Annotated in this window: 16 protein-coding genes, 1 pseudogene and 1 riboswitch; of the genes and pseudogenes, 11 read left to right on the top strand and 6 right to left on the bottom strand. The window is 71.2% G+C overall.

Features of this window, described 5'->3' with window-relative positions:
• Positions 1-107: 107 nt before the first annotated feature.
• From OHA55_RS01775 to OHA55_RS01785, 3 genes and pseudogenes are all read left to right on the top strand, one after another.
• A pseudogene (locus OHA55_RS01775) lies at positions 108-221 on the top strand (formylglycine-generating enzyme family protein); the annotation flags it as partial.
• A gap of 57 nt (positions 222-278) precedes the next feature.
• Positions 279-1,079 carry a phosphotransferase gene (locus OHA55_RS01780; RefSeq protein WP_266702098.1) on the top strand — a complete coding sequence of 267 codons (801 nt, stop codon included), beginning with the start codon at positions 279-281 and terminating at the stop codon, positions 1,077-1,079.
• 273 nt (positions 1,080-1,352) lie between these two features.
• Positions 1,353-1,787: a GNAT family N-acetyltransferase gene (locus OHA55_RS01785; protein WP_266702099.1), complete on the top strand. Its 435-nt coding sequence runs from the start codon at positions 1,353-1,355 to the stop codon at positions 1,785-1,787.
• Between the two features lie 129 nt (positions 1,788-1,916).
• Here OHA55_RS01785 and OHA55_RS01790 read toward each other — a convergent pair whose 3' ends face one another.
• On the bottom strand, positions 1,917-2,555 hold the full coding sequence (locus tag OHA55_RS01790; protein ID WP_266702100.1) for a TetR/AcrR family transcriptional regulator: 639 nt from the start codon (positions 2,553-2,555) through the stop codon (positions 1,917-1,919).
• Between the two features lie 189 nt (positions 2,556-2,744).
• Between OHA55_RS01790 and OHA55_RS01795 the strand changes: the two genes are divergently transcribed.
• The gene (locus tag OHA55_RS01795) at positions 2,745-3,707 is read left to right on the top strand and encodes a zinc-binding dehydrogenase (RefSeq protein ID WP_266710385.1); all 963 of its coding nucleotides are present in this window, start codon (positions 2,745-2,747) and stop codon (positions 3,705-3,707) included.
• A 105-nt stretch (positions 3,708-3,812) separates the two neighbouring features.
• Here the strand turns inward: OHA55_RS01795 and OHA55_RS01800 are convergent, their stop codons facing one another.
• The gene (locus OHA55_RS01800; RefSeq protein ID WP_266702102.1) at positions 3,813-4,613 is read right to left on the bottom strand and encodes a hypothetical protein; all 801 of its coding nucleotides are present in this window, start codon (positions 4,611-4,613) and stop codon (positions 3,813-3,815) included.
• A gap of 151 nt (positions 4,614-4,764) precedes the next feature.
• On the opposite strand from OHA55_RS01800, the gene OHA55_RS01805 reads away from it, so the two are divergent.
• Both OHA55_RS01805 and OHA55_RS01810 read left to right on the top strand, forming a co-directional pair.
• On the top strand, positions 4,765-5,286 hold the full coding sequence (locus tag OHA55_RS01805; RefSeq protein ID WP_266702104.1) for a hypothetical protein: 522 nt from the start codon (positions 4,765-4,767) through the stop codon (positions 5,284-5,286).
• A 9-nt stretch (positions 5,287-5,295) separates the two neighbouring features.
• Positions 5,296-6,117, top strand: a complete 822-nt coding sequence (locus tag OHA55_RS01810) for a PhzF family phenazine biosynthesis protein (protein WP_266702106.1) — start codon at positions 5,296-5,298, stop codon at positions 6,115-6,117.
• Positions 6,118-6,201: 84 nt separating this feature from the next.
• Here the strand turns inward: OHA55_RS01810 and OHA55_RS01815 are convergent, their stop codons facing one another.
• Positions 6,202-6,981, bottom strand: a complete 780-nt coding sequence (locus OHA55_RS01815; protein WP_266702108.1) for a CPBP family intramembrane glutamic endopeptidase — start codon at positions 6,979-6,981, stop codon at positions 6,202-6,204.
• 184 nt (positions 6,982-7,165) lie between these two features.
• Here OHA55_RS01815 and OHA55_RS01820 point away from each other — a divergent pair, with 184 nt between their 5' ends.
• Together OHA55_RS01820 and OHA55_RS01825 are read left to right on the top strand one after the other, a co-directional pair.
• Positions 7,166-8,959, top strand: a complete 1,794-nt coding sequence (locus OHA55_RS01820; protein ID WP_266702110.1) for a VWA domain-containing protein — start codon at positions 7,166-7,168, stop codon at positions 8,957-8,959.
• 39 nt (positions 8,960-8,998) lie between these two features.
• Positions 8,999-9,202: a hypothetical protein gene (locus tag OHA55_RS01825; RefSeq protein WP_266702112.1), complete on the top strand. Its 204-nt coding sequence runs from the start codon at positions 8,999-9,001 to the stop codon at positions 9,200-9,202.
• 50 nt (positions 9,203-9,252) lie between these two features.
• Here OHA55_RS01825 and OHA55_RS01830 read toward each other — a convergent pair whose 3' ends face one another.
• Positions 9,253-10,758, bottom strand: coding sequence for a glutamate--cysteine ligase (locus OHA55_RS01830; protein ID WP_266702114.1), 1,506 nt, complete (start codon positions 10,756-10,758; stop codon positions 9,253-9,255).
• 496 nt (positions 10,759-11,254) lie between these two features.
• Between OHA55_RS01830 and OHA55_RS01835 the strand changes: the two genes are divergently transcribed.
• Both OHA55_RS01835 and OHA55_RS01840 read left to right on the top strand, forming a co-directional pair.
• The gene (locus OHA55_RS01835) at positions 11,255-11,845 is read left to right on the top strand and encodes a hypothetical protein (protein WP_266702116.1); all 591 of its coding nucleotides are present in this window, start codon (positions 11,255-11,257) and stop codon (positions 11,843-11,845) included.
• Positions 11,846-12,297: 452 nt separating this feature from the next.
• Positions 12,298-12,504, top strand: coding sequence for a DUF5999 family protein (locus OHA55_RS01840; RefSeq protein WP_266702118.1), 207 nt, complete (start codon positions 12,298-12,300; stop codon positions 12,502-12,504).
• 134 nt (positions 12,505-12,638) lie between these two features.
• On the opposite strand, the gene gcvP is transcribed toward OHA55_RS01840, so the two are convergent.
• Positions 12,639-15,524 (bottom strand): aminomethyl-transferring glycine dehydrogenase, encoded by a 2,886-nt coding sequence (gene gcvP, locus OHA55_RS01845; protein WP_266702120.1) that lies wholly within the window; start codon positions 15,522-15,524, stop codon positions 12,639-12,641.
• 191 nt (positions 15,525-15,715) lie between these two features.
• Positions 15,716-15,812: riboswitch (glycine riboswitch) on the bottom strand.
• Between the two features lie 129 nt (positions 15,813-15,941).
• On the opposite strand from gcvP, the gene OHA55_RS01850 reads away from it, so the two are divergent.
• Positions 15,942-16,313, top strand: coding sequence for a PRC-barrel domain-containing protein (locus OHA55_RS01850; protein WP_266702121.1), 372 nt, complete (start codon positions 15,942-15,944; stop codon positions 16,311-16,313).
• On the opposite strand, the gene OHA55_RS01855 is transcribed toward OHA55_RS01850, so the two are convergent.
• Positions 16,235-17,788: a DNA polymerase IV gene (locus tag OHA55_RS01855; RefSeq protein ID WP_266702122.1), complete on the bottom strand. Its 1,554-nt coding sequence runs from the start codon at positions 17,786-17,788 to the stop codon at positions 16,235-16,237. The two genes, OHA55_RS01850 and OHA55_RS01855, sit on opposite strands and share 79 nt — an antisense overlap.
• Between the last annotated feature and the right edge of the window lie 43 nt (positions 17,789-17,831).

The raw sequence follows: 17,831 nt of genomic DNA on the forward strand, positions 1-17,831 counted from the left end.
GGTCATGGCCACGGGATGCCCCTGTGCGCGGCGTTGTGCGCAACACAGATCACGGGCTGGCGGCCGGGTACCACCCTGGGGACCAGTTGCCCGTCGGGTGTGTCTCCTGGTGGGACGCGGCGCGGCACTGAAGTTGCTGGGCCCCCGTGCGGCGCCGCAGCCACCCGGCTGTCCAGGTCGACGACGTGGGATTCCGCGCCGCCGGTTCCGTCGCGCGCTGATCCGCGCCGTGTGCTCCCCGGCCCGCGCCAGGCCGATCCGGCGATAGCGTGATCCTCGTGACGGGTGAAGACGAGGCGCTGGTCGGCGGCATGACGAACGCGGGGGCGGTATTCCGCCGAGGGGAGTTGGTGGAGCGACCGGCACCGCGCAACGCGCGCGCCCTCCATGCCTTTCTCCTTGAGCTGAAGGAGCACGGTTTCGACGCGGCGCCGGCCCCTGTCGGTCTCACCGCGGATGGCCGGGAGCAGCTGACTTTCATTCCTGGCGACGTGGCTCTGCCGCCGTTCCCCGACTGGGCGATGACAAGTTCCGCCCTCGAATCGGTGGGTAGCCTGCTGCGGCGTCTGCATGGGACCAGCGCGGCCGTCGCGGTCGACACCCGTGCCGAGTGGCCAACTGACCTCGCCGACCCGGAGGGGGGAACGATGGTGTGCCACAACGATGTGTGCCCGGAGAACGTCGTCTTCCGCGACGGTCGTGCCGCGGCCCTGATCGATTTCGACTTGGCGGCCCCGGGCCGTGCCCTCTGGGACATCGCCATGACCGCCCGCTATTGGGTGCCCATGCTCGATCCCGAGTCTGCGGCTGCGCTCCATCCCGACGGGCTGGATGCGGCCGCACGGCTGCGGATTCTTGCCGACGGCTACGGCCTCTCGGCAGCGGACCGCGCCGAGTTGCCCGGCGTCATCGAGCAGGCCACGGAGGTCTGCCGGGCCTTCGTCGCCCGCCGCGTGGCAGGCGGAGACCCCGTCCATCTCCGGGCGTTGGCAGAGCGCGGTGGATGGGAACGCTGGGACCGCGCGCAGACCTGGCTGGTGGCCCACCGTCAGACGTTCACAGCTGCCCTGCTGAACTGACCGGCCTGGACGTTCGGGGACAGAACACCAGGGCGGCGTGTCGTTCACTCTTCAGTGGGAGTCGATCAGCGATCACCGACTCGGGCCGGCAGCTGCCCCACGCCGGTGGACGTGGATCGGCTGCCACCGGTGGAGGACCCGCGACCTTCTGCCTGGATCCGTTCCCGCTCCGTCGATCCGGCCTGCCTCACCCGTCGTCCCCGGTCATCCGGCCCCGGACGGTCACCCCCGATTACCGGCCGGCAGGTTCCGGAAGGCGATAGGTTCCGGAGCATGAGTGTGGAGACCGAGGTCGTTCACGAGGCGACCGATGAAGTGGTGGAAGCGTTCGCCCGTCTCCTTCCGCAGCTGTCGACCAAGGCCAAGCCCCTGGACCGTGAAGCAGTGGGGAGATTGACGGCCGCCAGCACCAACACGTTGCTGGTGGCCCGCGTCGAGGGCCTGATCGTCGGGACATTGACGCTGGTGATGTCACCCTTGCCGTCCGGCCTGCGGGCTCACATCGAGGATGTGGTGGTCGATGCCGCCGCCCGTGGCCACGGGGTCGGCAAGGTCCTGATCGACAAGGCACTCGGACTGGCCGCGGACGCGGGGGCCCGAACCGTCGACCTCACGTCGCGCCCTTCGAGAGAGGCCGCGAACCGCCTGTACGAACGGGCCGGTTTCCGGCGGAGAGAGTCCACGGTCCATCGGGTCACCCTGGAGTGAGCGCGGTGCCGGCCGGGCTCTGTCGAGACCGAGTGTTCACCGCAGCGCCAGGTAGCGGCAGGTAGCGGCAGCCGACGTGGAGGCTCCGTGGCGGAGAGTCCGGTGCAGGCCCGGTCATTGCCGCGTCTCTTACCGCGTCGGCCCCTGCGGTCCCGCGGACGCCAGTCGCGCCGCCGGTGGCAGGGGCGCGTGCTGGGGGCAGGCTTCGAACGCCTGGATCACCAACCCCGCGAAGCGTCGGGAGGCCATGACCCGGGTGGCGGTCGATGCGGTGTGGATCCCCTTGTTGGCCATGAGTACGAGGATCAGGTCGTCCAGGACGAAGTCGGATCGCAGGCGCCCGGCCTCCTTGGCCCGCTGGGCCAGCGCGGCGACGGCACGCACCGTGTACGCACGTCCCGCGTCCACATCCGTCACTCCCGGGAAGGCCGACAGGAAGGCTTCGGTGAACCCCCGGTCACGGGCGTGCAGTTCACAGATCCTCTCGATGACCAGGCACAGGCCACGCCACGGATCAAGATCCGCGCACCCCTCGTCGACGATGGCGCGGCATGCGTGCAGCTGGTCCGCGAAGGCGTCGGCGACCAGCGTCCGCTTGGCCGGGAAGTGACGGTACAAAGTGGCAGGCCCCACCCCGGCGCGCCGCGCGATCTCCCGCATCGGGACGTCCAGGCCCTCGGCGGAGAACAGCGCTCGGGCCGCGTCGAGGATCCGTTCGCGATTCTCGCGAGCGTCGGAACGCGGGGCATGAGGCAAAGGCTCGGTCACCACTCTCACTTTAGCCAAGCGGACGGGGGCGTCCGTTACCGTCCGGAACGAAGAAGCCCGCCGAAATCACCGGGCCGCTCGGCACGGGGACCGGTCCTCGGCCGTGGTGCGAAGCCCCTTTCCTTGGGCGATCGGTGGCGGGCGTGGACCAGGACCGTGTTCGCACGGCCCCAGAACGTGGAGACGACAGTGAAGGCGATCACGATCCGGGCGTTCGGAGGTCCTGAGGGGCTGGCCGTCGTCGACCTGCCGGTCCCCGTACCCGCTGCCGGACAGGTACGGATAGCCACCGAGGCGGTGGGCGTCGGCGGTGTCGACACCCTGATCCGGAGCGGCGCTCTGGCCGCTTACGGCTTCCGGGAGGGCCACATCCCGGGCGGCGAGGTGGCGGGCACCGTGACCGCGGTCGGTGACGGCGTCGACACGTCGTGGATCGGCCGGAGGGTGTGGGGCTTCACCGGCACCGGCGGAGGCTACGTCGAACAGGCCGTCGCACCGGTCGCGGAGATCGTTCCCCTGCCCAGCGGACTGTCCGCCGTCGACTCGGTGACGCTCGGCAGTTCCGGTGCGGTCGCCCACTTCGGGCTCGGGCACGCCCGATTCGCCCGTGGGGAGACGGTCTTGGTGCGCGGCGCGGCCGGCAGCATCGGGATCATGACGGTGCAGCTCGCCGCTCGCGGTGGCGCGGCCGCGGTAGCGGTGACGACCTCGTCGGCCGAGCGCGGCGAGCGGCTGCGCCGTCTCGGCGCGACCCACGTGCTGGACCGTGCCGGCGACGGAGGGGAGGAGGCTCCTGCGGGCTACGACGTCATCGTCGACGTCGTGGCGGGCGCGGACATGCCGTCGTTCTTCGACCGGCTCAACCCGAACGGCCGCATGGTGGCCGTGGGCGCAGTGGCGGGTCAGCCGCCCGCGGACTTCGGTACGAAGATCATGGCGGCGTTCCAGAAGTCGATGTCCTTCGCCGCCTTCAGCGCGGCCACCGTCGCCCGGGCCGACCTGCGCGCGGTACGCGGCGAACAGTTCGCCGCGGCCGGTCGCGGCGAGATCGAGACGGTGGTGCACGAAGTGCTGCCACTGGACGAAGCCGTGCTGGCGCACCGGAAGATGGACGCGGGTGAGGTCTTCGGCCGCATCGTGCTGACGCCGTAGCCTCAAGCCTCAACGCCGCCGGTCGGTGCGGGTGCTCTCGTCGTTCCGCCGTAGCGAGCCGGGCCGGGCCGGTACGGCTTCGGGCACTGTCCCGACGCCCCTGAGTCAGAACGGCGGGTCTTCGCTGTACTCAGCTGTCCAGTTGTCTCCCCGAGAGTCTCTCTGGGCCCAGAAACGGGCGCGACGTTCGCGGACTGCCACGTCGGCTGAGTTTTCCAGATCTCTGGTGTCATGACCCCATGCCTTCAGCGCATCCAGGATGCGGTCCCGCTTGTAGCGATCGGTGCTGCCGGCCAGCAGCCGGCGGGCGTGACCGACCAGCTCGCCCCGATGCTCGGCAAGAAGGGGGTGCTCTGCGAGCGGGATGGCTGCGACGAGGGCCGCGTCGCGCACCTCCGCGCTCTCGTGGCCGAGGAAGGGCTGGACAGCAGAGAACATCGCCGGTCGCACCTCCCGGAACCTGCGTATCTCCGCGACCTCCTGGAGGAACCGCTCGCCGTAATGGCGCTCGCCAATGGCGACGCACTCGTCATCCGCGTCGTGGGCGGTGTCGCTGAGCCACTCGAGCAGTTCCACGAGGGCCGGGCGGTGCGGTGGCGTGTCGGCATGGTGACCGAAGTCGCCTGCCGCGACGGCTGGGTGGTCGAGGATGGCCGCGACGTAGAGGGCCACGGGAACGGTGGCTTCGTAGATGGTGTTCTGGTGGGTCACTTCGCCGAGCGCGTCCTCGGCAGCCGCCGACCTGACAACGGGGTCGGGGTCGAGTAGGCGCACCAGCGCCGCCGGCAGGGATTCGCCCGTCCCGCGCACAGTGCCGAGCGACTCCCAGTCCGTACCGTCCAGGATCACCTGGTAGTGGGGTGGTTCGACGAGGTACGGGGTCTCGGTCCGACTGCTCCTGGTCACGGGGAAGAGGGTATGGCATCGTCGTCGGCGTCGGGCTCCGGTCCCGACTCGGGGCCGAGGAACGCGCGGAACGCCGCAACCGCCGTGCACCACCCCGTCCGGCGGGGCCCGCGCCCGCGCACCACCCGGGACTTGGCGTAGCCTCCGCCCCGTGCCACGCAAAGCGAAGAGCCTCCGCCGCCTGGTCGCCGACGGGCGCACGTACCACTGGCGGCAGCACCACGCCCACCGCAAGGACGAGTCGGGGCGGCCGGTCGACTGCCGTCAGGTCCTCACCCTCTCCCCGCAGCCGTCCGGCAGCGGCGGACCGCTGCGCATCGTCTTCGAGAGCGGGCCCGGCCGGTACGTTCCCGGCGGGTACCCCCTGGGTTCCGGGGACGTGGGGACGGGCCGGGACGTCTCGCTGAACCTCCATGAACCGGGCGCCGTCCGCGCCCTGCTCGACGTGGCGAGGGCCCGCGGGTGGCAGCCGGAGGAACGAGGACCGGTGGTGATGGACGGCTGGCTGCTGCTCGACGCCGCGACCCGCGCACAGGCCGAACAAGCCGCACGGGCCCAGCAGACAGGGCAGACAGGGCAGACAGGGCAGACAGGGCATGCCCACCAGCAGACCGGGCAAGCGGCGCGGGCCGAGGCTCGAAAATCCGCGAGCCCCGAGAACCGCCCTGGTTAGGGTCGCCCCATGAGAATCCGTATCGTCGACGCGTTCACCGACCGCCCCTTCGCGGGAAACCCCGCCGGTGTCGTCCTGCTGGACTCCGAGGCCTTCCCCGAAGCGGGTTCGCTCCAGCGGATCGCCTCCGAGGTCAACCTCTCGGAGACGGCCTTCGCCCACCCGCTGGCTCCGGGCGGGGACGCCGACTGGGCGCTGCGCTGGTTCACCCCGACGACGGAGGTGGACATGTGCGGGCATGCCACGCTCGCCACCGCGCACGTGCTGAACACCACCGGGGCGGCCACCGGCGCCGTACGGTTCGCCACCCGGTCCGGGGTGCTCACCACCGTCGCCCGCCCCGACTCCGCCTACACGATGGACTTCCCCACCTCGTCCCTCACTCCCGAGCCGGTACCGGAGGGGCTGGCCGGGGCCCTGGGCGCCGAACCTCTCCTGGTCCTCGACACCGCCGAGCACATCGGTGATCTGCTGGTCGAGCTCGACGACGAGGCGACCGTACGCGGGCTGACGCCCGACCTCCCGGCGCTCGTACGGTGTTCGCGGCGCGGTGTGATCGTCACCGCCGCGGCGGCGGACCCGACCCTCGGCTACGACTTCGTCTCCCGGGGCTTCTTCCCCCGGGTCGGCATCGACGAGGACCCGGTGACCGGCAGCGCGCACACCGCGCTCGCCCCGTTCTGGTCGGCCCGGCTCGGCCGTGACGCACTGACCGGCCTTCAGGGCTCCGCCCGTACCGGGCTGGTCCGCACGGAACTGCGCGGGGACCGGACGCTGCTCACCGGCAACGCGGTGACCGTCATCGACGGAGAACTGCTCGCCACGCTCTGAGCCGAAGACGGACGGCACGACGCCGTGCGGCCCCGCGAAAGCGCCGCGGGGCCGCACTCCCTCCCCCCCCCCCGGCGCAGAGCCTCACGGCGTGGGCAGCCAGTCCACCTTCCCGGCGAGGAGCGCGTATCCGACGAAGACCCCGATGTCGAGGAGCGCGTGCGCGGCGACCAGCGGGCCGACCCTGCCCCAGCGCCGGTAGAGCAGCACGAAGACGACGCCCATCACCATGTTGCCGAGGAAGCCGCCGATCCCCTGGTAGAGGTGGTAGGAGCCGCGCAGCACCGAGCTGCCCACCAGTGCGGCACGCGGCGTCCATCCCAGCTGGTCCAGCCTGCGCAGCAGGTAGCCGACGACGATGACCTCCTCCAGCACGGCATTCTGCAGTGCGGAGAGGATCAGTACGGGGAACTTCCACCACACCTCGGGCAGCGACTCCGGCACCACCGTGAGGTTGAAGCCGGTGGCTCTCGCGACCAGGTAGAAAGCCAGGCCGGCGCTGCCGATGCAGGCGGCCACCGCGACGCCGCGTCGCACGTCCGGGCCGGGCCGGGTGCGGTCGAACCCGATGGTCCGCAGGCTCGCGCCCTCCCGCGTCAGCAGATGCGCCACCAGCGCGACGGGGACCAGTGCCGTTGCGATCCCGAACGTTTGCCATGCCAGATCAAGCCAAGGGCGTCCTGGCGCGTACGAGCCGTTGAGCGTCGCCGCCTGATCCTTCAAACCCCCCGGTTTCGTCAGCGATCCGACAAAACTGATGAGCGCGGAGACCCCACTCGCGCCCAACGACAGTGCGAGGACCAACACTGTCTCGGAGCCCAAAGTCCTTCTGGAAAGCGACTCTTGGGGACAAGAATCAGCCACACGCCCCACCTCCACCGGTACACCCGCCTTTTGTTCTGCAATCGCGTCTCATGCCACCCGCCGCACCGCTAGGGTCTCGAAAGCAAGTACGAAGATCATGCGCGACAGGCCGGGGGACGAGCACCATCACCGATGGTGTGGTCCCCCTTTCCTTGTTTCATTCTCAAGGAGGGGCACCACCGACATGGGACGTCACAGCTTGCCCGACCGCTCCGCGGCCGACAGACCCGGGGCGGCGTCCACGCCGCCCCGCCGCCGAGCGGTCGCCGTCGCCGGCGCACTCGTCGTCGCGGTGGCGGCCGGTTCGGCCGTGGTCGCACGCAGCGGCCTGCTCTCGTTCTCGGAGCCGTGCGAGAAGGACGCGGTCCGGCTCACCGTGGCCGCGTCACCCGACATCGCTCCCGCCGTACGCGCCGTGGCCGACCGGGCGCGGAAGGACCAGGTGCGTACGGACGGCCACTGCATGGACGTGGAGGTGGTGGCCGCCGACTCGTACAAGGTCGCCAACACCGTGGCGGCCGGCGGCAAGACCCCGTACCAGGTCTGGCTGCCGGACTCGGACCTCTGGCTCGACCGGGCGAAGGGCAGCGGGGACGGCATACCGCTCACCCCCGGCGATTCGGTGGCCACCTCACCGGTGGGGTTCGCCGTGGTGCCGTCCGCGGCGAAGACCCTGGGCTGGCCGGAGACGCGGCTCGGCTGGGCCGAACTGGTCGCCGCCGCCCTGGGGTCGGACGGTGCGGTCCGGCTCGGGGCCGCCGATCCGGCCCGCAGCGCCACCGGACTGCTGGCGCTCACGGCCATCGGGGCGTCCTCCGCCGGCCAGGGCGGAGACAGCGACACCCGCGCCGCACAGACCGCGAAGCTCCTCTCGGAGCGCATGTCGGAGAGCGACCCGAAGGCTGCGGAGACACTGGCGCGCGACGATTCGGCCGCCGAGCGGGGCGATCCCAAGCGGAACCAGGCTCTGCTGCTGTCGGAGCAGGCAGCCTTCACGCACAACGAGAAGGGGGAAGGGGGCGGAAAGGTCGACCTCTTCTATCCGGAGGACGGGTCCCCGCAGCTCAACTACCCGTACACGCTGGTGGACGAGACGTCGATGACCGTCGAGCAGAGCCGGACCGCGCTGCGGCTGATGACGCTCCTCAAGGAGAGCGGCTCGGGCGGTCCCGGCGGGATCCTGCCGGCACACGGCTTCCGGCCCCCGGACGGCAGTGCCGTGGCGCGGGTCGTCCGGACTGCGGGCGGGAAGGACCCGCAACCGTACGCCGAGGCTCCCGCCACCGCGCCCACGGCCGCCGAGCTCCAGGAGGTGCTCGGCATGTGGACCATCACGGTGCAGAGCGCGCGGCTCTCCGTGGTGGTCGACGCGTCGGGTTCGATGGCGACCCCGGTCCCGGGCAGGGGCGAGTCCCGGATGGACGTGACGAAGCAATCGCTGCTCCAGGCGCTGAGCCAGTTCACGGACGACGACGAGATCGGCCTCTGGGAGTTCGCCACCACCCTGGACGGGGCCAAGGACTACCGCGAGCTGACCCCGACCGGCCGGCTCGGCGGACGCACCGCGGGCGGTACCACCCACCGGGAGGAACTCGCTTCGGCCTTCGACGAGTTGAAGCCCGTACCGAACGGCGCCACCGGCCTCTACGACACCACTCTCGCCGCGTACCGGGCGGCCGTGGCGAGTTTTGTGCCGGGCAAGTTCAACGCCCTGGTGATCCTCACGGACGGCTCGAACCAGGACGACGACGGGATCTCCCGCACGGGCCTGGTGCAGCAGCTCGGGACGCTCGTGGACCCGGAACGCCCGGTGCCGATCCTCGCCATCGCGGTGGGGCCGGACGCGGACCGCGAGGAGGTCGCGGAGATCGCGAAGGTGACGGGCGGCGGCGGCTACGAGGTGAGCGATCCCGCCGAGATCCAGACGGTGATCCTGCAGGCCATCATGACGGCCGGCCAGGCCGCCGTTCCCGAGTAGGCACGCACCGCTGTCAGTGCCCGGGTCTACCGTGCGCCCATGGACAGGATCGACATGGACGACCCGCAGGAACTGGGCACGGCCTTCTGGATGCAGGCCCACGGCTTCGCGATCGGCGAGAAGCCGCCGTCGCCGGACTCACCTCTCGGCCGCGTGCGCGCCTTCACGGCCGAGTACCCCTCGGTGACACTCACCGGGGAACACATCCAGGTGGCGGTCGACGGGCGCCCGCTGGTCCCCTGAGAGGCCGCCCGTGTCCGCGCGGGCACGGGCGGGGGCGCTGCGCGCCCGGTTCACGGCTTCGGGAAGCCCACCGGCCAGGTGTGCACGGGTTCACCGCTGCGCGCCAGTTCGCCGTACCTGCGGGTGGTGGCGGCGAGGGCGGCTTCCCGGCCCAGACCCGCTTCCTGCGCCCGGTGATAGGTGTCGACCTGCCAGGAGGCTCCGTTGGTCCGCCGGCGGCACCGTTCCTCGATGATGCCGAGGTAGCGGTCGCGGTCGGCGGGCTCGATGTTCCAGGCGTCGAGCCCGGCGGCCGCGAGGGGCAGCAGTTCGTCCCGTACGAGCTTGGTCGCGGGGACTTTGGCGATCTGGCCGGACCGGCCGGGGCGCGGCCACAGCAGTTCGGCCTCGATGCCGTACCGGCAGGCGTTGTCGAAGTTCTCCTCGGCGGCCTCGAAGGAGAGCCTGCTCCACACCGGGCGTGGTTCGTCGGCCAGTGCGCGCACCAGCCCGTAGTAGAAGGCCGCGTTGGCGAGCACGTCCGCCACGGTCGGCCCGGCCGGCAGTACCCTGTTCTCCACCCGCAGGTGCGGCGCTCCGTCCGCGACCCCGTAGACCGGCCGGTTCCACCGGTAGATCGTCCCGTTGTGCAGGACGAGTTCGGCCAGCGACGGTACGCCGCCCTCGTCGAGCACCCGCAACGGGTCCTCGTCGGAGAGGATCGGCAGCAGTGGCGGGAAGAAACGGACGTTCTCCGCGAAGAGTTCGTGCGCGGAGGAGATCCAGCGCTCCCCGAACCAAGTCCGCGGGCGTACACCCTGGTTCCGCAGTTCGGGCGGGCGCACGTCGGTGGCCTGCTGGAACAGCGGCGGCCTGGACTCCCGCATCAGCTCCTTGCCGAACAGGAAGGGCGCGTTCGCGCCGAGCGCGATCTGCACTCCGGCGACCGCCTGCGCCGCGTTCCACACGTCCGGGAACCGCGCCGGGGTCACCTGGAGGTGCAACTGCACGGAGGTGCAGGCCGATTCGGGGGCGATCGACGGGGACGTGCAGACGAGGTGTTCGACCCCCTCGATGTCGATCGCGAAGTCCTCGCCCCGCGCGGCGACCATCTCGTCATTGAGAAGGGTGTAGCGGTCCACGTCCGACAGGTTGCCGAAGACCAGGTCGTCCGGTCCCAGAGTGGGCAGAATTCCGATCATGACAATGCCGGCGTCGACCTCCGCGGCCTTCCGGTGGGCATACGCCAAACCGGTGCGCAACTCCTCCGCGAGCTGATCGAAAACCCGGCCGCTCAGCCTGTGCGGAACGATATTCACCTCAAGGTTGAACATCCCGAGTTCCGTCTGGAAATCACGGCTGGCGATCCGCTGGAGCACCTCGGCATTCATCATCCGGGGCGTGCCGTCGGAGGCCGCGAGATTCAGTTCGATCTCCAGCCCCATGAAATTTCGGGGACGGTCGAACCTCCGCTCCTCCAGCAGCCTCTCCAGCCCTTCCAGACACCGGGCCAGCTTGCGCCGGTACGCCGGACGGTCGGACAGGTCAAAGGCGTGCGCCACGACCTTCTCCCCCATCGAAGAGTCCCTCCATCAGTGGCGGCCCGCGGCCAGGCCGCTCGTATCTCGATCGATAATGCCCCGCAGAGGTGATCCATAACGCCTGCGGTGGCGTCCGGCACGGGATAGGCTGGGGCCGCTCGGTCATCAGGCACATTCCGCGGGCATGAGGCGGGCGGCTCATTCGATCCCGCCTTCCCTTCGCAGAGGTGGCGGAAACACCGATGTTTTTGAGCCGACCGCGAAATATGAAAGCCCACAGGCAGGGGCCGGGGCGCGCGTCGCGAATCACCAGAATCTCCGCATTTCAAAGACGCAAAACGGTCTTGCGCGTCATATGACCGACAGCTAGTGGAAACACCGGGCGAACACTTGTCATATAAACTCCGCTGACGAGGCCGATAGTCGACGCGTCCAGCCGTCGACCGGCCTCCTTCTGACGTCCCGCACGCCGACAGCGCCGTCTGCACCCACCCACGCATCACCGTGTCTCCGAAGCGAGAGGCGACCCACCATGCCGCTGCATGTTCCCCCGGCCCCCGCGCCCGCACTGCGCAGCGTTCTCACGGCACTCGGTTCTCCCACCGCGGTCCGCGAAGCCCGCACCCCCGCTCTGCGTTCCGTCCAGGGACCGCTGAGCCCCGAACTCCCCCTGCCCGTACACGTTCTCGACCGGGCGACCGCCGACGGGCCCGCACCCGCGACCCGTCTCGCCGGCTGGCGTTTCCTGATCCGCGCCGAGTCGGGGATCGTCGCCGCGGCCGACACCGTACTCACCGCGGACGGCTGGGCGTTCTCGCACTTCTTCGAGGGCCCCTATCTCGGGTCGACCGAACGCGCCCTGAGACAGGCGGAGTCGACGGCGACGCTCCACCAACCGCGGCTGCTCTCCGTACCCGAGCTCTACATGCTCACGCTCTGGCTGCACGGTGACACCGGGGCCGATCCCGCCGCGGGCGCGGTCGCGCCCAACGACATCCTCGTTCCCCTCGCACCCGCTCCGACCGGGATCGCGGCCCACCGGCCCTACCGGGCCGCCGACCTGCTCCCGGTGCTCTCCCTGCGCATCGCGCCCCGGCCCGGTCCCCTCGTCGGCTCGGCCTGACCGCCGGGGGCGTGTCGTCACAGTGCCGTCGTTCGGCCGGAGGCCGGCCCGGGCGGCGTCCGGTGCGTGCGAGCGTGCGTGCCAGGCGTCGCCCGGCAGACGGCAGACGGCAGTGTGACGACGCACCCCAGGGGCGACACCGCCACCGGCCCGTCCCCTCCACCGCGCGGGGGCGGGCCTTCGTACATACGACCGCCCTGCACCAGAGGCGTTCGCCCGGCGGAACACCCCCATGGCCCACTCGGACTACCCCGGACCCCCCGAACAGACGGGTGCGGCAGCGTGAGCCCTCCGCCCGGGTGACACCTCGGCGGAGCGTGCAGCGAGCTGAGGCGAAATCCCTGCGGAACGCGGCGCGTGGCGCAACACTGAGACCGACCGGCCCGTACGGGACGGCCGTTCGGCACTCACCCGCACCCCGCGTCCACCACCTACACAGCGAAAGAACCCCCATGTGCCAGCATCAACCCCCCTGCCCCACCGCCGAATCAGCAGCCCGGGAGGCCGCCCGGCTCGTGGCGCACCACCCGGAGCAGGGCTGGAGCCTGCTCTGCAACGGCGTCCTGCTCTTCGAGGACACCGGCGAACTGCTCCCGGACGGACAGATCATCGCTCCGCACCGTCCGCTGGCCACCGGCCGGGTGGTGAAGGCCGCCTGAGCAGGCTGCCCGCGAGCCGGAAGCCCACGGGCCCCGGCGGTACGGACAGGGGCCGGCCCGGAGAGATCTCCGAACCGGCCCCGACACATGTCCGTACGTCCGTGTGCTCGCGGACTCCGTGAGCCCGCGTCACGTCAGTGGTCGTACTCGTCCAGCGGCGGGCAGGAGCAGACCAGGTTGCGGTCGCCGAAGGCGCCGTCGATCCGGCGCACCGGCGGCCAGTACTTGTCGGCGGCCGAGACGCCGGCCGGGAAGACCGCGACCTCACGGCTGTAGGAGTGGTCCCACTCCCCGCCGAGCGCGTTCGCGGTGTGCGGGGCGTTGGCGAGCGGGTTGTCGTCCGCGCTCCACTCCCCGGAGGCCACCTTCTCGATCTCGCCGCGGATCGCGATCATCGCGTCGCAGAACCGGTCGATCTCGGCGAGGTCCTCGCTCTCGGTCGGCTCGATCATCAGGGTGCCGGCGACCGGGAACGACATGGTCGGCGAGTGGAAGCCGTAGTCGATGAGCCGCTTGGCGACGTCGTCGATGCTGACGCCCGTCTCCTTCGAGATCGACCGCAGGTCGACGATGCACTCGTGCGCGACCAGGCCGGCCGGGCCGGTGTAGAGGATCGGGAAGTGCGGCTCGAGCCGCTTGGCGATGTAGTTCGCCGCGAGCACGGCCACCTGCGTGGCGCGCTTGAGGCCCTCGCCGCCCATGAGCCGGACGTACGCCCAGGAGATCGGCAGGATGCCGGCCGAGCCCCAGGGGGCGGCCGAGATCGGGCCGACGCCCGTCTCCGGACCCGCGGCGGGCTGGAGCGGGTGGTTGGGCAGGTACGGCGCGAGGTGCGCGCGCACGCCCACCGGGCCGACACCGGGGCCGCCGCCGCCGTGCGGGATGCAGAAGGTCTTGTGCAGGTTCAGGTGCGAGACGTCGCCGCCGAACTTGCCGGGCCGCGCGAGGCCGACCAGCGCGTTGAGGTTGGCTCCGTCGACGTAGACCTGGCCGCCCGCGTCGTGGACCTCGCCGCAGATGGCGGCGACGTGCTCCTCGAAGACACCGTGCGTGGACGGGTACGTGATCATGAGCACGGCGAGCTCGTCGCGGTGCTTCTCGATCTTGGCGCGCAGGTCCTCTATGTCGACCTCGCCGTCGTCGGCGGTCTTCACCACGACGACCTTCATCCCGGCCATCACGGCGCTCGCCGCGTTGGTGCCGTGCGCGGACGACGGGATGAGGCAGATGGTGCGCTGGTCGTCACCGTTGGCGCGGTGGTAGGCACGGACGGCCAGCAGACCGGCGAACTCGCCCTGCGAACCGGCGTTGGGCTGGATCGACACCGCGTCGTAGCCGGTGACCTCGGCGAGGCGCTCCTCCAGCTCACGGATGAGGGTGAGGAAGCCCTCCGCCTGCTCGGCGGGGGCGAAGGGGTGCAGCGCGCCGAACTCGGGCCAGGTGATCGGCTCCATCTCGGTGGTCGCGTTCAGCTTCATGGTGCAGGAGCCGAGCGGGATCATGCCGCGGTCGAGCGCGTAGTCGCGGTCGGCGAGCCGCCGCAGGTAGCGCAGCATCGCGGTCTCCGAGCGGTGCTGGTGGAAGACAGGGTGCGTGAGGTAGTCGTCGGTGCGCAGCAGCTGCTCGGGGAGCGCGTCGGCGGCGGTGGCGTCCAGCGCCTCGATGTCGCCCTGCGCTCCGAAGGCGGCCCAGACGGATTCGAGGTGGGTGCGGGTGGTCGTCTCGTCGCAGGCGACGGAGACCAGGTCGGCGTCGACCAGCCGCAGGTTGACCCCGCGCCCGCGGGCGTCGGCGACGACCTCGGCGGCCTTGCCGGGCACGCGCACGGTCAGCGTGTCGAAGAAGGAGTCGTGCACGACCTCGGCGCCGGCCGCCCGCAGCCCGTCGGCGAGGATCGCCGCGTAACGGTGGGTGCGCCGGGCGATCGTCCGCAGGCCGTCCGGGCCGTGGTAGACGGCGTACATGCCGGCCATCACGGCGAGCAGGACCTGCGCGGTGCAGATGTTGCTGGTGGCCTTCTCGCGGCGGATGTGCTGCTCGCGGGTCTGGAGGGCCAGGCGGTACGCCTTGTCGCCGTCCGCGTCCACGGAGACGCCGACCAGGCGGCCGGGGAGCGAGCGGGCGAACTTCTCGCGCACGGCCATGAAGCCGGCGTGCGGGCCACCGAAGCCCATCGGCACGCCGAAGCGCTGGGTGGTACCGACCGCGATGTCCGCGCCGAGGTCGCCGGGCGAGGTGAGCAGCGTGAGGGCCAGCAGGTCGGCGGCGACGGTGACGATCGCGCCGAGCTCGTGCGCGCGCTCGATCACGGGGCCGATGTTCCGTACGGCCCCGGAGGCGCCCGGGTACTGGAGCAGCACGCCGAAGACACCGCGCTCGGCGATCTCCGCCGGGATGCCGTCCGAGAGGTCGGCCACGACGACCTCGACCCCGGTCGGCTCGGCGCGGGTCTCGATGACCGCGATCGTCTGCGGGAGGGTGTCGGCGTCGACGAGGAAGACCCCGCCCTTCACCTTGCCCACGCGCCGCGCCAGTGCCATGGCCTCGGCGGCGGCGGTGCCCTCGTCGAGCAGCGAGGCGCCGGAGGTGGGCAGGCCGGTGAGCTCGGCGACCATCGTCTGGAAGTTGAGCAGCGCCTCCAGCCGGCCCTGCGAGATCTCCGGCTGGTAGGGCGTGTACGCCGTGTACCAGGACGGGTTCTCCAGCACGTTGCGCAGGATCACCGGGGGCGTGAAGGTGCCGTAGTAGCCGAGCCCGATCATCGGGGCGACCACCTGGTTGCGGTCGGCGAGCGTGCGCAGCTCCGCCAGCACCTCGGCCTCGGTGCGCGCCGACGGAAGGTTCAGCGCCTCGGCGCTCTTGATCACGTCGGGCACCGCCGCGGCGGTGAGCTCGTCGAGCGAGCCGTATCCGACCTGCGCGAGCATCTTCGCCCGGGCCTCGTCGTCCGGCCCGATGTGGCGCTGTTCGAAGGGGATGCCCTGCTCCAGCTGGGAGAGCGGGGTGCGGCGGGGGGTCATGATGGAGGCCTCCTGGTCTGACACGACCTGCGAGGGGCACCGCGGCGCGGCTGCCCGTACGGCCTCCCCCTCTGTCATCTCGACCTGAGAGCTTCACCGGCGCGCCCGGGGGCGTACCGGCTTTCACCGTCGGTGAGGGTGGGCCGCACCGGGCACGTGCCGGGTGGGACCGCCCTGCTTTCCAGAGTGACCTCGTCCATGCGGTACGGGGGCCTGAGAGATTCCGGGGAGGATTTGCTCCTTCGGCGCCTCCGGATTCAGCACCGGAGGCTCTCCCGCACGGGGTCAGCAGCCAGTGCCAGCCTACCAGCGGGGATCTTCGCCGTTTCTTCGAGTGGCCGATATCCGGAATCTGCACTTCTGTAGTGGCTGTGGAGTAGTTGCGAGCCCCAGTCGTCGCGACCAGCGGGAGGCACCGTGCAGACCGACATCGATCCCCGCAGCCTGATCGGCCGCAAGGCGTTCGACCGCGCAGGCGTCAAGATCGGCACGGTGGACGAGGTCTACCTCGACGACGCCACCGGCGTCCCCGAGTGGGCCGCCGTCCGCACCGGTCTGTTCAGCAGGGACGCCTTCGTCCCGCTGGAACCGAGCGAGTTCGTCGACGACACCCTGCGTGTTCCGTTCGACCGCACGCTGATCCGGGACGCGCCCGACTTCGGTGTCGGACGCCACCTCTCGCCCGAGCAGGAACTCCAGCTGTACCGGCATTACGGACTCGATTCCTCCGCCGTGACCGATCCGGGTCCGGACAAGGACTTCGGCAGGCTGGCCGGCCAGGAGGAGTAGTCCACCGGTTCCGGCACCAGAGGCAGCGGATCGGCCGGTTGCAGTTCCGGGTCCTCCACCCGGAACGTGCGCACCCGCCCCGGTGGATCGCCCGGCCGCTCGAACCGCACCGTGACCCGGCCGACACCGCTCCCCTGCACCCAGCCGTGCCCGTACGTCTCGTGCCGCACGTCGAGGCCGGGGAACCAGCGCCGCGCGGCGCGTTCGGCTGTCTCGGCCACGTCGGCCGCGTCGGCAACGGATACGCCGGCCGCGTCCGCCGAACCCGCGGGGGGCCTGACGGCCGCGCCGTGAGGGCCCTCGGTCCTCGAAGGCTCCCCGGAGTCCGGTCCTCCCGCCTCTCCCGCCTCCGTCTCCCGCTCGGCCTCCGCCTCCCGCTCCGCCTGCGCCTCCCGCTCCGCCTGCGCCGCCTGGGCGAAGAGGTCCTCCTGCGTGTAGTCCGCCAGGCCCGTGACACCCACTCCCAGCAGCCGGACGCCCCCGGTGGTGTCCACGCCCTCCAGGAGGCGTGCCGCGGCCTCACGCACCACCCCGGGGTCGTCCGTGGGGCCGCGGAGCGTCTCGGAGCGGGTCAGGGTGGAGAAGTCGTAGCGGCGTACCTTCAGCACGACGGTGCGCCCGGAGCGTCCGGCGTTCCGCAGCCGCTCGACGCACTTTCCGGCCAGCCGCTCGACCTCCGTGCGCACCCGCGTCCGGTCGTGGAGGTCCACCTCGAAGGTGTCCTCGACCGAGACGGACTTGGCGTCACGCTCGGCGACCACGGGCCGGTCGTCGAGGCCGAGGGCCATCCGGTACAGCGAGACCCCGTGGGCCTTGCCCACCAGCCGTACGAGCTCGTCTTCGCCCGCCGCCGCCAGGTCGTGGACCGTGGTCATGCCGGCCCGGCGCAGATGGTCCCCGGTGGCCGGGCCGACTCCGGGCAGGGTACGTACGGACATGGGCGCCAGCAGGTCCCGTTCGGTGCCCGGCTCGATGAGCATCAGCCCGTCCGGCTTGGCCTCCTCGGAGGCGATCTTCGCCAGCATCTTCGACCCGGCGAGCCCCACGGACCCGCTGAGCCCGGTGACGGCCAGGATGGCCTCCCGCAGCCGCTCACCGGTGGCTCGGGCCGAGGCGGAGTCGTCGGCGGTCCCGCCGGCCTCCAGGTCCACGAAGGCCTCGTCCAGGCTGAGCGGCTCGACCAGCGGGGAGAGCCGTCCCAGCAGTTCCATGACCTGCTCGCTGACGGCGCGGTACAGGGAGAAGCGCGGCACCAGGTACGCGGCGTGCGGTGCGAGCCGGCGCGCCTGGGCCGTCGGCATCGCCGAGTGCACGCCGAGGCGCCTGGCCTCGTACGAGGCGGTGGCGACGACTCCGCGCGGACCCACGCCGCCCACCACGACCGGCTTGCCGCGCAGGCTGGGCTTGGCCGCCTGCTCGGCGGAGGCGTAGAACGCATCCATGTCGAGGTGGAGGATGGTGGGCGCGGATCTCACACCGCCGATGGTGCCCTACGCCACTGACAACGACATCGTCCGG

Origin of the sequence: Streptomyces sp. NBC_00102 (genome assembly GCF_026343115.1) — a bacterium.
Taxonomy (GTDB): domain Bacteria; phylum Actinomycetota; class Actinomycetes; order Streptomycetales; family Streptomycetaceae; genus Streptomyces.